Here is a 16,962-nt window from a genome sequence, read left to right as displayed (position 1 = left end):
TGGAAATAATTTTATAGAATAGGGGGAATTGGTTTTACATTAATTGGAATTCAGGAGATTGAATAATAGCAGTAATTAATGCTTCGATCTGTGTTCTTACAGCAGTATCATCTCCTGATGATTGATAGGTACTCCATTCTAGTTCCCACATTACACTTGTTAATCCATCTAAAAGCACCGTATTCAGGAAGTAATCAAATCTTTCATCAGTAATTTCTTCGGGAAACATATAAGTTACCAGATCAGTTACTAATTGTTCTGCATCTGCTGGGTTGCTTATATTTTGTGTGTTTTCTACAAACTCGATTACATCTAACCAACCAAAGGTTTTGCTTTCTCCATCTTCATTTTCTTGGTCGAGAATATATTCTGAGTAAACATATCTGTAGGCGAGGTAATTGGCAGATATCCAGTTACGATTGTATACTGGCGCTTGGTGGTAAGCTGAATAGCCGGCTACTTCAAAAGGTTCGTAAAGCTCTAAACCCTGATAAATCATTTCCTCATAGATTGGCGCATAGGTAGCTTCTAAATCAGCCGCCTCAGTTTCGGGATCTGGCATAGCCATATTAAAAAATCTACTAACACCAGTTACCAGCTCAATTGGAGATTTTATTACTGCTCCAACTATATTGTTGCTTGTCTCGCTATCGTCTGAATCGTAAAAGTGACTACTTGTTAATAACTCTTCTAAAACAGGCTTTAAAACATAATCGTTTGCAATTAATGTTTGGGCAAGCGGTGTAATAATGTCTTGTTCTATTTCATCAGTAATTTCGTAGTATACAAAAAAGCGATAAAGCTTTCTGCATACATATTTGGCTGCTGCTTCTTGCTCGAAAATCATATCGATCATTTCTGCCAGTTCAGCTTCGGCATCTTCTACAGTAGTCGAATTGTTTTCTACTAATGTGGGGCTTATTTGCTTGTTTTGAAAAGCACTACTAAATGTTTTTGTACTCACATCGTGTTGCGTGGTCATTAACTGAGCAGAAGCTTTCAATTTACCTGTAGACAGACCTGTATCTGGATCTATAGTTTCAAAGGTTGTGTCTTCGTCCCAACCAGAAAGTACTTTTGTAGCGGCTTTTACATCTTGTTCGGTATAGGTTGTATAGTTGGCGTAAGATTCTCCATCTACCTCTTCAGAAGCAATTTGGTCACCTTTGCCAATAGAGTATAATTCTAATAGTTCTCTACCGAAGTTTTCTTGAGGGTTGTCTTTTACATTCTGAATGCCATCTAGGTGTCTTAACATGGCATTGTCTTTACACATCTTTAAGCAAAGGGTTTTAAAATCGCCTAAGGCATAATGTCTGAACAGTGCAATCTGATAATATAGCGCAGTGGGTTCTTCTATACGCGACTTTATGGTAGTAAAATGCGTATGAAGGAAATAAACCATTTTTTCAGTAATGTTATTCCCACTGTTATTCATTTGTGCCATCCACCAGTAAATAAAATTACTTTCAATATCAACCGCATCTCCATCTGAAGTCATTTTGTAAATGCCTTCTTCTGGGTTGATTAAAGGTTCGCCTGAAAGTGGGTTAATGGGTGGGGTAGGAAGCTCCTGTTCTTGAAGTAATTGTGCAACAGCCTGTGCAGGTGTTAAACCTGTAAATTGATCGATGTCTTTTTTTCCGGGGCCAAAGGTTGCCCGTCGAAGTAAATGGCCTGCAAGTCGTTTGTCTAAAGTTCCATTAAAAGGTAGTAAAGACGCCATTCATAGAGAAAATTTAAGTTAAAAATGATTTAATTCCGTGTTTTTTACTACATATCAAAAACATAACCAGTATTTAGTTTTATTAACAAAAATGGAAATTTCGCATTTTTCTTTTACTTTAAAGGCCTAAATAATTAGCAAATTTTTTTACGTAACCCCTGAATGAAAAGAATCGAACAATTCTCACCCTATCTCATTGTAATAGGTATAATTGCTGTTTTTGGATTTGGTTTTTGGGGATATGGATTGCACAATCCGATGGAGATAGAATTCTGGCAAGCCTTATATGGAATATTAAGGATGTTCTTGCTAGAAGGTGATACAAATAATTTTAGGCAGGTTATTGCTAGTTTTATAGCTGCATTAGTACTTGGTTATGGTATTTTTCAGATAGTTTGGTTCTTCGCATACGAGTGGTATGCACGCTTTAAAATTAGAGTGTTTTATAAAGGCCATACCATTATTATGGGAAATACAGGGATTGGCTATCGTATTGCTATTGAGCTACTGAAAGATGGAGAGCCTGTAGTCGCAATCGAAGACAAAGAAAACTTTGATGAGAACATAGAAAAAATAAAACAATTGGGTGCTCTGGTTTTAACATCATCTAATTCTGAGAGTAATGATTTAATAAAAGCTGGAATTGCGAGAGCTGGCCATTGTTTAGTGCTCACGGATAACGATGAGAAAAACCTTCAAACTGCAAATATTCTTACATGGTTAAATCATAGAAAAAAAGTAATTAGAGGGCCATTGAGAGTATTGGTAAATGTGGAAGATTGGTATAAGAAAAATTTCCTGAAAGATTATATGGATATGTACACCCGTACAACCAATTTCGATATGGATACTTTTAATACCCATCAGGCAGCGGCTCAAGTAATTTATGATACATTTTCTCCCCTTGCAAACTCAGAATATAGCATAGTAAAAGCTGAAGACGGAATAGTTACTCAGATAGAAGCGGCAGATCATACCATTGCTATTATAGGCTACGATAAAACAGCCGAGCACTTTTTGATGGAAAACATTATACTGAGCCATAGTCCTGGGCTTAAAAAATTAAAGGTGATTTTGGTGCAGAAAAATGTGGATATTCTACTAAAAGAGATTGAGATTAAAATGCCTTACATCTACGATTATTTAGAGGTAATGGCAGTGGAGTTTAAAGATGAGCAATTTCTTTCTGAAAGTTATTTTACACCAGAGCTTAAAACTGCTTGGAGTAATTTGGGAACTGCCTACATTTTTGGAGAAGACGATGCGATGTTGATAAGTGTAGCGAATAGCTTTAGGCAAATGTTGTATGCAGAGTATGGCGATTTAAAAGGGGTGCCTATTGTACTTACGCTTCCAGAAAAATCTAAAGCATTAGAGTTACTAAACCCAGAACAGTTACTTGGTGAAGGGGAAAATATAGAGTTATTCAACTTACTAAGAGAAAACTTTAATATTCATATTGTTAGGTTGGTAACAGATACTTGTACCAAAGCCAAAGTGATTGACGAATCTGGTGTAATGGATTCACTTTCTAAAGTTATCAACTACTTTTATTCCATTAAATATGAATTTATTTGGCTATTACCAGATAATGAAAGGGAAAAGATAAGTAATGATTTACTAGAAGATATTGAGAATGATTTTCTTAATATGCGCTTTAATCGTCAATATCCTTTAGAAGAGCTTGAAAATGTTGTGTTAAGTAAAATGGCAAAGGCACTTTCTAAGCAAACACAAAGTGTAAAAGGAGTATTTGGAATTGAGGCTCGTTGGCATGCTCTTTCAGATCAGAAGCAAGATTCGAATCGATTTGTAGCAAGACACTTGGGTGTAAAAGTGAATTTTATTCAAAAAATGGGGCACGATCATCTAGATAGAGAAATTATCAGTAAATACTTTAAAATATTTGCTCCTGTTGAACATAGGAGATGGTGTTCTGAGAAGTTGAGTTATAAGTTTAGGTATGGTCCTTTTCCAACAGATAATAAAGAAAAGAAACTGTTGAAAGACACTTTAAAAATCCACGATCAGATTATTCCATATGAAGATTTGAGCCAAGAGATGGAGGATAAAGATTTCAATATGTTTTTGCTGATTCCTGTTTTGCAGAAGATTAGGGAAATACTGGAATCTGAAAATAAATAATAGAAGTAAGAGATAAATTTAACAAGATAAAGCTGAGTTTATCAGATGAGAGAAGCTGCAGTAGTAACATTTAGTTTCAAGTATGTAAATAGGTTGGGTGTGCCAGATTCATTTATTCCTCGTTCGGGTAGGGTTACCCGCGACGGTTTGATTTTGGAAGATGGCCGCATATTTTTTAGAGATATCCATCGGGTAGAGCGACACCATAAAAGTATTGTAGTTGTATTAAAGCCAGGTGCAACTATTAGTAGAGAAATTAGCAATCATATTTTTAAAGGGTTTACAACTTTCCTAATCAATATCGGAGGTTTTGCCAGACAAGTGCAATCTATTATTAATAGGAGGGTGTCTATGGCGAGGTTAAACGACCGGAAAATGGAGATGGATGAAGAGGAAGTTAGTACTCGCTTTGTAAAAGCAGACTGTCCTAATTGCGATGCTGCTATAGATTTGATTGATGTAGTGCGATCGCATTATATCTATTGCGAATATTGTGGGGCTATTTTCGATCATTATGGATATTTAGTACCAGGTGGAGACAGTTACAGGGTTTGCCCAGAAACTGGTTATTATGAAAGAGTGAGAGACTACTGGCAACATACATTTTATGTAACTCGGCATGAGTTTGCTTTTAAATCTCGAAAGTTATTTTGTTCAGATACTTATGTGCATATGGTATTTGAAAAAGTTTTTGTAAAAAACCTCACTCTATTGTTTGGTGCTTTTTTAGCTGGTTATGAAAAAATAAAGTCACTTTCTGGTAGAGATCCCAATTACATTGAACTAGTAGATGCCAATCTTGCTGCGCATAAAGGCGATATGGAAAAAGCCTTATTCGAATATGCTAAGTTGGTTACTAGAAATAAATATCATCCCGGTTTGCACATGAATCTCGGTTTAATCCACTTAAAAAATGGTAATGAAAGAAAGGCTCTCGTAGAATTTAAGAGATCGCTGGATAATTGCAGTAATTACACACCAGTAATTGAGATTCTGAGAAAGTTTAGTGGTCCAAGTTCAAGTGACGAATAGTTGCCTTCCTGTTTATTTTCCCACTTTCAGTTACAGCAAATTTTTCGATATAGAAAAACTGGCGTGGAACTTCATACTTGCTACAAACTTGTTTTAATTGCTCGGCTAAAGTTGATTCTGCAAAAGTTTCAGGAAGTTTGCCTTCTATAATCAAAGTTACTTTTTCTCCTAAAGTATTATCTGCCGTTCCGGTAGTAAAAAAGGCATTATAAATTCCATGCTCTTTAAATAGCTTATCTATCTTTTTTTCTATAATTTCTGGCTGCACTTTTATTCCGCCACTATTTATCACAAAATCAATTCTGCCCAACCACTTAAACTGATTATCATTTTCAATTAAAACACGATCATTTGTAACTATCCATTCATTCTCTGTTACAGTAGATCGAATCATGAGGCATTCACGCTCATCAGTTTTAATTTCAACACCATCTAAAGCTTGGTAATAATCACTTCTGTCTTTGTGATTCAATTTCTTTAAAGCAATATGTGACACTGTTTCTGTCATGCCATAAGTATGGTAAACAGGACAATCTAATTGAAGAATAAGTTCTTGCAAACTGTCGCTTACTGGGCCTCCACCAATAATTACAGCTTTCATATTATTTAGATTTTTTTTATCTTTTTCTGTACCTTTAAGTAAGATATTTTCTAGCTGTAAGGGAACTAGAGCGACAAAATTACAGGTTGTATCATGTGGCAAATGAGCAAGTGGATTGCCTTGTGGTTTTACTACTGTTATGCTTGCATTAGCTAGCATACCACGAACAAGCATCATCATGCCTGCAACCATTTTTGTGTTTAAACAAACAAGAAAATGATCGGATGAATTGAGCTTAAAAAAATGATTTGTAAGACTGGCACTATGAGTAAGTTGAAATCGCTTTAGTTGAATGGTTTTAGGTTTGCCAGTAGAACCTGAAGTGTGCAACTCGAAAGTGTCGGTATTTTCAATCCACTTTTTGCAGAAACCTAATATTGCATTGGTATAATCAGCATTTATTTTTGTTTCTACATCAGACAATTTATCATAGAAATATCTATTATTTTGTATATATATGTGCGGCATTGTTGATTTTTTTATAATAAGGAATAATTATTGACCAGTTTCAGCTATATTTTTCGTAGCATTAAAAACATTAGGCCTATCAAGCAAATCTACTTTTAGTTTAGATTTTTTTTTAGATTACAAAATGCTATATCTATGAATTATACTCCTCACGCTATCAGGTTACTGAAAGTTACCGCTTTCATTTTACCATTGTGTAATCTTGCTGTTTTAGGACAAGATTACAAAAAAGTACAGAAATACCACGATCCAGGAATTATAAAAGCCGAATACTTTGTCGATCCGGTGGATACCTTAAAAATTGTTGGTGAGTACAAACAGTTCTATGCAAGCTCTCAGAGTCTTGAATTAAAGACAAATTATAAAGATGGCTTGAAGCATGGTATGTATGAGGAATATTATGAAAATGGTAATCTTAAGGCTAAATACAATTATACTGAGGGGAAAATAGATGGACCTTATGTAAAGTATTACCCAACTGGTGTAACAGAGGTAAAATGTGAGTATGATGAAGGTAATATAGAAGGGGAGATGATGAAGTATAATCCTGATAACACCTTAGCAGCCAAGGTCAATTTTGTTGATGGTAAAAGAGAAGGCTTGATGGAACAATACTATAGCGATGGTTCTATTATGAGTAGTTTTAAATATCAAAATGATAAACGGAATGGACCCGTAGTAGCATTAGCGCAAAACGGCGATACATTGCAAAAAGGTTTATATGTCAACGATGTACTTGAAGATACTTTTTTTGTGTATAGTCCAAATGGTGAAGTTGCTACAAAAAGTACTTTTAAAAATGGCTTGTTAAATGGTAAAACATATAACTATTTTCCTAATGGCCAGCTAAAAGAAGAAATTAATTATAAAGATGGTAAAGAAGATGGTAAATCATTTACTTACTACAACAATGGACAGGTAAAAACTGATGCCAACTATACAGAAGGTAAGATGAATGGTAATTTTATTTCTTACTATGAGAATGGACAAGTAAAAACAGATATGCAAACCCTAGGAGGGCAAAAAACTGGCATTTACAAAATGTATCGTGAAGATGGTTCTCTTTCTGTTGTTGGAAATATGCAAAATGGTGTAATTCATGGAGAAAATACTGGCTACTATCCAGGAGGGGAAGTTAAGCATCGTTTCAATTACTTAAATGGTAAGAAAGTTGGCAACAACAGCGAGTATTATGCAAATGGAAATGTTAAGGAGAAAACTGTTTTTAAAGGGAGTGAAAAGAACCGTAAAATAGATGCATTTTTTGAGAATGGTAAAACTGAAAGTAGTAAAGAATATAGAGAAGGTAAACCTTTTGGGAAATGGGAATATTTCCATTCTAATGGTAAACCTGCTTTAATAGAAAACTATGAAGAGGGATTACTTATGGGTGTGGTTCAAACTTTTTATGAAAACGGCAATCTAGAATCTGAATCTAATTTCTATAAAGGAAAAAGAAATGGTTTAACTACAAAATACTATGATGCCTCTGGTAAAGTGAAAAAATCTGAGGCACCTTATAATAATAAAGGTGTGATTTATGGTATCATGAAGAATTATTATGAAAATGGTACTGTAGAAAGTACAGGAAAGCAGTATATGGAGAAAAAGATGGACGAGTGGAAATACTACGATGTTTCAGGAAAACTGATAAAAACTGAAGTATACGAAAAGGGGAAATTATTAAAAACCATTCCTGCTGAAGAAGAAAAGTAATTTTAAAAAGACAGAAAGTTAAAGCATAAAAAAAGCCACACATAAACGTGTGACTTGGAAAGATGGGAATAAATTTCTTAAACCACTGTCTGAGACTTTAACTTTCTGTTTATAATACTCAGGTAATTATCCATTGAGTGATCACTAACATCATCAATGGATTTTTCTTTAAAAGTTTCAAGCCTTCCTTTTACACGGTCTGTAAAACCAAACCACCAGGTTAACTCCTCATCTATATGAAGTTCGCCGTCTGTATCAAGATAAATGTGTGTACCAATATGGCTATAACCCATTGACCTCATTGGTACTCTTGTTACAATATCGCAGTTGTTTACAACTCTGAAAGTTCGTTTTTTAAAGCGGATATTAAATTTTTTAGCAAAAGTTTCGTCACCTACTCGTGGTTGACCAAATGTATAGACACCGTTTACAAATTGCTTGGCATCTTGTAAAAAAACAGCTCCTAATGTAGCAAGGGCTGCTCCTAAACTATGACCAGTTACCCACAAATTTTGATTTTGATCTCTGTAGGCTTTTACTGTCTCACAGATATCGTCTATAATTAATTTTACAGCAGTATAAAAGCCTGCATGAATTCTACCATGCTTTGTATCAATAAAATTCACTTTTAAGTCTGTGAGAATATCATCCATTTTGTCGGATTCGGTTCCTCTGAAAGAGACTATAATATTTTTATCATTTGCAGCTACAAATGCTTGTGTACCATCTACATCAAAATATCTAAATTTTTTAAATCCACCTACGCGTATTTCTGTATCTGCACTATCCCAATCTTGATAAACTATGTTTGCAGCTTTTGCTAGAGATGCTGCATTTCTGATATGAAAACTCGGAGCATTTGCAATAATTTCCATCTGTGTTGCTTTGGTTGATAATTTCCTGAGATGGAGGTTTGCTAAAATTCTGCCTTGTTATTTAGATTTTATAGAATAAATTAATCTTTTAGCACATGCGTAGTTTTTTATGAACTTGAATTGTAACAATTGCTATTTTGTAGATTTTGGGGCTGTATTTAGCCTAAATTGTGAATGTTTTCAATTTTAAAATGTAGTAATAAATCATTCAGATTTGATATTTCAGAAGCTTCAACATTGAGTAGAACAGCTATTTGCTGTAAAAGCTTAATTTTTCCATCTTTTTTTTCTCTCCATAAATGTACAGGTGAGGCCTGCTTACTTTTAGAAATCTTTTGATTGTGTTGATTTTTTATCAATCTATGATGCAAGAATGTGTTTTCTTTAAAAGGTTTCTTTTGTAAGCAATTGGCAAGATAGATTTGAATGGCTGTTGAGTTCAATAAATCTTTGCCTCTCACAATTGTATTAATTTTGAAATGTAAATCGTCTGTGAGTGTAGCGATTTGGTAAGCAGCAAGCCCATCTTTTCTTTTCATTATAGGATTACGTGTGTTTCTTTTCAAATCAATAGAAACCTCACCTAATATTGAATCTGAAAATTTAATAAAGTTGTTAGAGTAACTTTTAAGTCTCCATGCTGTATTTAAATTTCCAAATGAATATCGAGCGTGTAAACATGTACCAGGGTATAAGCCATCTTTAGATTTCTTTTTAATTTTTTTTCTGGAACACTGGCAAGCAAAAAGCAATTCTTTAGATTTCAATTGCCTTAAAAAATTATTATATAAGTCGAGTCTGAGATGTTGGGAATAGTTTTGAAGGAAGTCTGTTGTATTGGAAGGTCCTTCGTCATAGTCAATTTCAAGCCAATTTAATGTAGCGAAAATGTCATCAATGTATTTTTGTTTAATTCTAAGTTTATCAAGATCATCTATACGTAACAATAGTTTTCCATTCTGCTTTCGGGTATAAAGCCAGGTAATTACAAATGAAAAAATATTACCAAAATGTAGATAACCACTGGGAGTAGGAGCGATTCTGCTACGTATTTCCAATTGAGATTTATTCTTAGTATGCTGCTCTATAATTTACTTTGATACTAATATCAGTAAATTTTCCATCTTCTACGACTACTGGATTTAAATTTCCTTCACCATCTGTTATTGAAGCAAAATATCCATTTTCTTCTCTTACAAAAACTGAATACTCTCCCGGTTGAAGTGCTAAAACAAAAGCACCGTTCATATCAGTTACAATTTTTCTAACTAATTCGGTTTGAATGTTTTTGTAAATACTTCCGACTCCTTCAGCTTGGGTTTTATTTGTGAGTCTAAAAACGTACAGTTCTCTTTGGATGCCTTCAGGTTCATTTTCTTTCTTTCCTGGTCCGGGCATCTGATTACCCTCAACCCATAAAACTTCACCTTTTATGCCCTCCATAGAAGTATCTATGCCATAATTAGGTAGTTGTTCTCCACTTTTGCATGATAATAATATTATTGAAAAAAGTATAGTTACAGTAATTCGAAATTTCATTTTACTAATTTTATATTTTGCCTCACTTGAATTGACACTATTTATTACACTTGGGTTGGAGAATTGTTTATTTAGATAAAAAGTAGCAAATAGAATTTGCCCTTCTAAAACAGAATTTTTTGAGCATTAAGAAGTTATTTTATCAGATTATTTTTTTGACTATGACTTTTTACCGATTCACACCAAATTTTGGAGAAGAAAAGGATGATTTTTTATCAGAACTAAGCAATCTAAACATCTCTGAGGAAAATTCTCAAGTATTACGGATAGATAAATTATATAATTTCTTATTGACAAAAGATAAAGATCTGAATGAGTTCTTTAAATCTTTTAGTAATGATGGTGAGCAAGTAATAGTCTCAATTCAACTTCCTGATGATTTATATCATTTGCCTTGGAGAAAATGTGCTGAAGAAATCGAGGCTAAATATGATTTGTTGATTTCTTTTTCTGCAGATGTTACTAATATACCAAGTCCAATATATGCTGATTCTCCTGCTAATTATCTAAGAATTAAAGAAGGAAGTGCATTTGATGCATCTTTTGATATACCCAATGAAGCAAAAAAGTTAAAAGAATTTTTAGTTCAAAAAAGAGTCGTTGTATTAGACGAAAAAGAAGGAAGGTCGCATCATTGGTTAATTCGGTTAGCTCTAGGAGGTTTAAGAGAAGAAAAAAAGAACTTAGTGCCTTTTTACTTTAATGAAAGTCATCATTCTTACCACGAAGCATTTTCTGCTATTTATTCATTTCTAACTGAAATTCACGAGTTAAAAGGCTTAAAAGACAAATTAGATAAATTAAAAAATACACATGAAAGGCTGGTAATGCTCACTAGAGAGTTACATAAAGTGTGTTTTCCAGTTTTTGTGTTTGAAAATATTTCTAGCTGGTTTGATTCTAAAGGCAAACCATATTATACGCATCGAGACATTACAGATTGGCTATATGTTTTAGCAGGAAATGGGGGCGAACACTTAATTATAACCAACAAAAATGTAACTGGTGAAATTGCTAGATTGCCTAAATATACATTTGATAAGAACTCATTTGATGCCTATTTGCAGAAAGCTATTACTCTGTTAAAAAGTAATGAATCAGAAGAAACTGAAAGTATTTCAATAGGCTCATTAAAACAACTCTGGCAAAAGTCTGCTGGCAGTGAAGTGATATTAAAATTACTCTGCTGGTTAGTTACAAATAAAAGAGCAATTAAAAATCTTGATAACATTCTTGATGTAGAGTTATCAAAGGGCTTGGAGAAAAAGCATTTTCTAGAGCAATTATTCCCATTTCTTTTAGAAGAAGAAGTGAGGGTTTTAGGAGTGTTGGCTCACTTCCATATGCCAGTGAGTGCAGAGGCACTTGCTACTCAAAATGTAGATAAAGGTGCTATTCAATTTCTAGAAGAATTTCCATTAATTGATAAGTTTCTAGATAGCCAGCATGATGCTACTCATTATTATTTGAGTGAAAGTTGTAGGGTGTTTTTTTTTAATAAGTATAAAGAACAGTTTGATCACTTTAGTGTTGGTAAATGGCATCAGTCTCAGTTAGAGGAACAGCAGCGAGGATTAACTCATTTAAAAGAGGCTTACAGACATTTTTTAATTGCTGATACAAAAGACAAAATTCAGCAAACTGCAGCAGCTTTAACCATCCATTACTATAAGGCTGGAAATTACCCAGTATCTCATTATTATGGTTTAGAGTGCTATCAAAAGTATAAAGAGGAGACATCTGATCATATCCTAAATAGTTTGGCGCTAATATTTAAGAAATATAAGAAAAATGAAGAATCTCTATTTTTCTTTAAAATATTACATGAAAAGTATCAAACTAAAGAGTCTGATAAGAAGTACATTAAAATACTCAACTATATGAGTATGCTTTCATTTGAATTAAAAGAGATGGAAGATTATGTGAACTACGGATTAGAAGCATATAAACTAGCAATGTCTTTAAAAGACAGTAAAGAAATCTATAACATTGGAAAGTCGTTAGGAAGGTTCTTGTATGTTGGAGGCCAGAAACAAGGAGGATTAAAGATGATGCAACACAGTTATCATATTGGGGTATCAAAAGGTTACGCTGATGTTGCAGTACTCGAAATGTTTTTACGAGAAATGGGGGAGATGTAAAAACTCGTAAAAAGGAAATGACAACCAAAATGGCTGCCATTTCGCATTATCTACATGTTAACTAAATGTATTCTGTCATAAAATTAATAGAAAAAATTCGTTTTATTATAATTTCTTACATATAAGAAACTAAAAACGATAAGAATAATACTTTTTTCTCCCTTCTGCATCCAAAAATGCAAGAACTACTCTTCCTCTTATGTTCACAAGTATTTCTTCAAGGTCTTCGGGGCTGTTTATTTTGTAATTATTAATTGAAAGGATAATGTAATTTTTATCCATATCCATTTTGTAAATCAAACCGCCTCTGTCAATACTACTTATTCTAATCCCACTTTCAATACCAAGTCTGGTTCTTTCAAGTTTGGGAACTACCTCGAATGTAGCTCCAATTTTTTCCGCATTGTAAACGATTTTCTTCGAAATACCCGTCGTTCCATCAATATTCGTAAGTATAACATCTTTAATGATGGTTTTATTTTCTCTCTTGTATTTTACTGTCAGTTTATCCCCCGGTTTGTGGTAACTAAGTATCTCGTCATAATCTGCTTTTGTGTTAATTGGGAAATTATCAATTTGGACAATTATGTCTCCTTTTTGCATCCCAGCAGTTGAGGCAGCACCTCCTGGCTCAATAACAGAAACAGCAACACCTTTTAAGTCATCAGTACCTAGTTTGTTAGATAAATCTTCGTCAAGTTCTAATACATCTACACCCATAAAGGCTTTTTGCACCTCTCCATACTTAATTATATCATTCACTACTTTAGTTACAATATCAGATGGAACAGCAAAGCCATATCCGGCATAAGATCCTGTGCGTGAGAGTATTGCAGTATTAATTCCGACTAGTTCTCCTTTTGTATTTACAAGTGCGCCACCACTATTGCCCGGATTAATTGCAGCATCTGTTTGAATGAAAGATTCAATTGGAAAGATATCTTCAAGAATATTTATTCTTCTTCCTTTGGCACTTACAATACCTGCAGTTACGGTTGAATTAAGATTAAACGGGTTACCAACTGCTAATACCCAATCTCCCACTTCTAGATTTCTAGAGCTTGAGACATTTATGTGAGGTAAGTTATTTGCATTGATTTTCAACAAAGCAAGATCGGTAGATGGGTCTGTTCCGATTAGCTCAGCTTCATAGGTTTTTCTGTTATAGATTACTTCAATCTTATTCGCTTCGTCTATCACATGATTGTTGGTTACAATATAGCCATCTACAGAAAAAATAACGCCAGAACCGGAGCCAACAACTCTTCTTTCGTTCATCCGGTTGTTGAAGAATAAATCGAACCAACTATATCTTTCATACTCTTGCCCGCTTATAGTTCTTATATAAACTACGCATTCTGTACTGATTTTTGAAGCATCAGAAAAATCTTCTAACTCATTAATATTTACTCTTCTTGAGTTAGTAACAGCAGGTAAGTTATCAGAGGAATCTGTAATATCAGAAGTATAATTTACAAATTCTCCTTGTTTGTTTTCAGCCTGATCTGATGGGGTGTAAGATTGGTTAATACTAAAAATGTAAGCTCCAATAAAACCTCCTACCAAACTGAGTATTCCGTTAATTATAATATTTTTCATTTTATAATTGGTTTGTAGAGCGTTCGATAAAAATCTGGATTATAACTTTTTATAAAATTTCCTTAGTTCATCAAGTAGGTAAAGGATTACTTTTTACTCACTTAGATAAGTAAAATATGTGTTTTGCCAAAAGCAAAAACTACTCTATTGAAATATTACACAAAAAAATCTGAAAAATTGATAGAGGCTTGTCAAAATGGAGGTTTTTAAAATAAAAAAAGCCTGAATTTTTTTCAGGCTTTTTTTATTTTAGATTTTATAAGATTAATTAGGCAAGAGCTTCTTTTACTCTTTCAGCCGCATCTTTTAAGACGATTGCAGACATTACTTTTAAGCCTGATTCATCAATTATTTTCTTAGCTTCTACAGCATTGGTTCCTTGTAATCTTACAATAATTGGGATTTTAATATCTCCAATGTTTTTGTAAGCTTCAACCACACCATTAGCAACTCTGTCACATCTAACAATTCCACCAAAAACATTGATAAGAATAGCTTTTACATTAGGGTCACTCATAATGATTCTAAAACCGTTTTCTACAGTTTCTGCATTTGCTGTACCTCCAACATCAAGGAAGTTAGCAGGCTCGCCACCAGAAAGCTTAATCATATCCATCGTAGCCATTGCAAGACCAGCTCCGTTTACCATGCAACCAACGTTACCATCAAGTTTTACATAGTTTAGGTTGTATTTGCCAGCTTCTACTTCTGTAGGATCTTCTTCTTTTACATCTCTCATCTCAGCTAAATCTTTGTGACGGAACAATGCATTGTCGTCAAGATTTACTTTAGAATCTACTGCAATGATTTTGTCATCAGAAGTTTTTAAAACAGGGTTGATTTCGAAAAGTGCTGAGTCTGTTGCTTCGTAAGCTTTGTATAAAGCAAAAACAAATTTCACCATTTCTTTAAACGCTTTGCCACTAAGGCCAAGGTTAAATGCTACTCTTCTAGCTTGAAAACCTTGCAAACCAACTCTTGGATCAATTTCTTCGTGGAAGATTTTTTCAGGAGTTTTGTCTGCAACTTCTTCTATATCCATACCACCTTCTGAAGAATACATGATCATGTTTCTTCCGGTATTTCTATTAAGCAATACACTCATGTAGTACTCTTCTGGTTCGTTTTCGCCAGGGTAGTAAACATCTTGAGCTACTAAAATTTTGTGTACTTTTTTTCCTTCAGGACCTGTTTGTGGAGTTACAAGATCCATTCCGAGGATTTTATCTGCAAGTTCTTTTACATCATCAAGAGACTTAGCAAGTTTTACTCCTCCGCCTTTTCCACGACCACCAGCATGTATTTGAGCTTTAATTACCCACCAGCTGGTTCCTGTTTCTGCAGAAAGCTTTTTGGCAGCTTCTACTGCAGCTTCAGGAGTATCAGCTACGATGCCTTCCTGAATTCCTACGCCGTATTTTTTTAGTGTTTCTTTTGCCTGATATTCGTGTATGTTCATTTTTTTAATTGGAAGATTATTGCATATAATTAATTCAAATACTGATAAATATTTGTCTCTATTTTAGACAATTTACTATTTACCTAGTGTGCCAAATATATATAAAAAGGTCCTTTTATTTTAAGATGCGACTTGGTTTTTTCAAACTTAATGTTGAAATGTAACTTATGATCATCTTTATTACCAAATCAAGGGTGTTTATATTCAGATTCTCATTATTTAGCAATTGTAGATGCGAAACTTGATGATAAATGGATGAAAATCTGCTGAATGTTTGAATAAGATTTTATTGAGCTTTAATTTAGTTTTTTGCTTAGAAGCAGACTAAATAAAAATGTATGAAGGGAGCGAATAATACCTATTTTGGTTCGGTTAAGGAGGCTGTTAAAACAACAATAGCAGGTGCTAAAGTGACTGTAAAGCACTTGAAAAATGCCATTGTAAAGGAAAGAAGAGATGCAATTCCGGCAGTAGACGATAATTATTTTGCTAAAAAAGAAGGAATTGTAACACTCAGGTATCCAAAAGAAGAAATTCCTGTACCAGATAATGGCAGGTATAAGCTACACAATGAGATTGACGATTGCATAGTTTGTGATAAATGTGCTAAAATTTGTCCTGTTAACTGTATCGATATTGAGCCAGTAAAAGCAACTGAAGTTATTGGAAATACATCAGATGGAACAGCAAAAAGACTTTATGCGGCCAAGTTTGATATAGACATGGCAAAATGCTGCTTTTGTGGATTGTGCACAACTGTTTGCCCTACAGAGTGCCTTACCATGACCAAAGATTATGATTTCAGTGAGTTTGATGTTACTGAAATGAATTATGGTTTTGCTACTATGACTCCCGAAGAAGCAGATGAAAAAAGACGTGCTTACGATGCTGCTCAAGAAGCTAAAAAAGCAAAAACACTTGCTGCCGAGGCCACTAGTGAAGTAAAGGATTCTCCTAAAAAGCCTGTTGTAAGACGTGCTGTGCGACCTGTTGCTAAGAAATCTAGCGAACCAAATACTGAGGAGAAAAAGGCTACTCCGGCTAAACCAGCATTTAAACCTAAAATGAAATCTAAGCCAGTAGTTAAAAAGAGTTCAGAAGAAACTAGTGGTGAAGAGAAAACTGTTCGTCCGAAAGTGAGGCCAAAGGTTAGTGCTAAGGTGAAACCTGTGATGAAGAAGCCAGAAGGAGAAGAGCAGACGTCTTCAGAATCAGCAGGTGAGGAGGTGAAAAAATCACGTCCAGTAATAAGACCGAAGATAAGTGCTAAGGTGAAACCTGTGATGAAGAAGCCAGAAGGAGAGGAGCAGAAGCCTTCGGAAACAACAGGTGAGGAAGTGAAAAAGTCACGTCCAGTAATAAGACCGAAGATAAGTGCTAAGGTGAAACCTGTGATGAAGAAGCCAGAAGGAGAAGAGCAGACGTCTTCAGAAGCAACTGGTGATGAAGTAAAAAAATCACGTCCAGTAATAAGACCGAAGATAAGTGCCAAGGTGAAACCTGTAATGAAGAAGCCTGTTGATAAAGATGAATCAGAAAATACAGAAGAACCTAAAAAGGAAGATGCAAAGCCAAAGTATAAACCGAAGATGAAGGCTAAAATTCGTCCTGTAAATAAGAAAACAGATAGCGATAATAGTGTGGAAAAAGAAGATTAAAAG

General features: G+C 34.2%; 12 protein-coding genes. 5 read left to right on the top strand and 7 right to left on the bottom strand.

Annotation, left to right across the window (positions count from 1 at the left end; genetic code table 11):
* Positions 1-34: 34 nt before the first annotated feature.
* Positions 35-1,726 carry a DUF1800 domain-containing protein gene (locus OQ292_RS04560; protein WP_284684869.1) on the bottom strand — a complete coding sequence of 564 codons (1,692 nt, stop codon included), beginning with the start codon at positions 1,724-1,726 and terminating at the stop codon, positions 35-37.
* Positions 1,727-1,888: 162 nt separating this feature from the next.
* On the opposite strand from OQ292_RS04560, the gene OQ292_RS04555 reads away from it, so the two are divergent.
* Both OQ292_RS04555 and OQ292_RS04550 read left to right on the top strand, forming a co-directional pair.
* A complete protein-coding gene (locus OQ292_RS04555; RefSeq protein ID WP_284684868.1) occupies positions 1,889-3,871 on the top strand; it encodes an NAD-binding protein in 1,983 nt (660 codons plus the stop codon).
* Between the two features lie 45 nt (positions 3,872-3,916).
* Positions 3,917-4,903 carry a tetratricopeptide repeat protein gene (locus OQ292_RS04550; protein ID WP_284684867.1) on the top strand — a complete coding sequence of 329 codons (987 nt, stop codon included), beginning with the start codon at positions 3,917-3,919 and terminating at the stop codon, positions 4,901-4,903.
* Here OQ292_RS04550 and OQ292_RS04545 read toward each other — a convergent pair.
* On the bottom strand, positions 4,875-5,972 hold the full coding sequence (locus OQ292_RS04545; protein ID WP_284684866.1) for an AMP-binding protein: 1,098 nt from the start codon (positions 5,970-5,972) through the stop codon (positions 4,875-4,877). The two genes, OQ292_RS04550 and OQ292_RS04545, sit on opposite strands and share 29 nt — an antisense overlap.
* A 135-nt stretch (positions 5,973-6,107) precedes the next feature.
* Between OQ292_RS04545 and OQ292_RS04540 the strand changes: the two genes are divergently transcribed.
* Positions 6,108-7,688 carry a toxin-antitoxin system YwqK family antitoxin gene (locus tag OQ292_RS04540; RefSeq protein WP_284684865.1) on the top strand — a complete coding sequence of 527 codons (1,581 nt, stop codon included), beginning with the start codon at positions 6,108-6,110 and terminating at the stop codon, positions 7,686-7,688.
* Between the two features lie 77 nt (positions 7,689-7,765).
* Here the strand turns inward: OQ292_RS04540 and OQ292_RS04535 are convergent, their stop codons facing one another.
* The 3 genes from OQ292_RS04535 to OQ292_RS04525 form a co-directional block, all read right to left on the bottom strand.
* Positions 7,766-8,563 (bottom strand): lipase family protein, encoded by a 798-nt coding sequence (locus OQ292_RS04535; RefSeq protein ID WP_284684864.1) that lies wholly within the window; start codon positions 8,561-8,563, stop codon positions 7,766-7,768.
* Between the two features lie 158 nt (positions 8,564-8,721).
* A complete protein-coding gene (locus OQ292_RS04530; protein WP_284684863.1) occupies positions 8,722-9,621 on the bottom strand; it encodes a glutamate--tRNA ligase family protein in 900 nt (299 codons plus the stop codon).
* A gap of 13 nt (positions 9,622-9,634) precedes the next feature.
* A complete protein-coding gene (locus tag OQ292_RS04525; protein ID WP_284684862.1) occupies positions 9,635-10,102 on the bottom strand; it encodes a carboxypeptidase-like regulatory domain-containing protein in 468 nt (155 codons plus the stop codon).
* Positions 10,103-10,263: 161 nt separating this feature from the next.
* Here OQ292_RS04525 and OQ292_RS04520 point away from each other — a divergent pair, with 161 nt between their 5' ends.
* The gene (locus OQ292_RS04520) at positions 10,264-12,243 is read left to right on the top strand and encodes a hypothetical protein (protein ID WP_284684861.1); all 1,980 of its coding nucleotides are present in this window, start codon (positions 10,264-10,266) and stop codon (positions 12,241-12,243) included.
* Positions 12,244-12,372: 129 nt separating this feature from the next.
* Here the strand turns inward: OQ292_RS04520 and OQ292_RS04515 are convergent, their stop codons facing one another.
* Together OQ292_RS04515 and sucC are read right to left on the bottom strand one after the other, a co-directional pair.
* Positions 12,373-13,842, bottom strand: coding sequence for a trypsin-like peptidase domain-containing protein (locus OQ292_RS04515; protein ID WP_284684860.1), 1,470 nt, complete (start codon positions 13,840-13,842; stop codon positions 12,373-12,375).
* Positions 13,843-14,110: 268 nt separating this feature from the next.
* Positions 14,111-15,301, bottom strand: a complete 1,191-nt coding sequence (gene sucC / locus OQ292_RS04510; RefSeq protein WP_284684859.1) for an ADP-forming succinate--CoA ligase subunit beta — start codon at positions 15,299-15,301, stop codon at positions 14,111-14,113.
* 338 nt (positions 15,302-15,639) lie between these two features.
* On the opposite strand from sucC, the gene OQ292_RS04505 reads away from it, so the two are divergent.
* On the top strand, positions 15,640-16,959 hold the full coding sequence (locus tag OQ292_RS04505; RefSeq protein WP_284684858.1) for a 4Fe-4S dicluster domain-containing protein: 1,320 nt from the start codon (positions 15,640-15,642) through the stop codon (positions 16,957-16,959).
* The last annotated feature ends 3 nt before the right edge of the window (positions 16,960-16,962 follow it).

This window comes from Chondrinema litorale (genome assembly GCF_026250525.1).
GTDB classification, from domain to species: domain Bacteria; phylum Bacteroidota; class Bacteroidia; order Cytophagales; family Flammeovirgaceae; genus Chondrinema; species Chondrinema litorale.
This window is presented reverse-complemented; position numbering and strand designations above follow the sequence as displayed.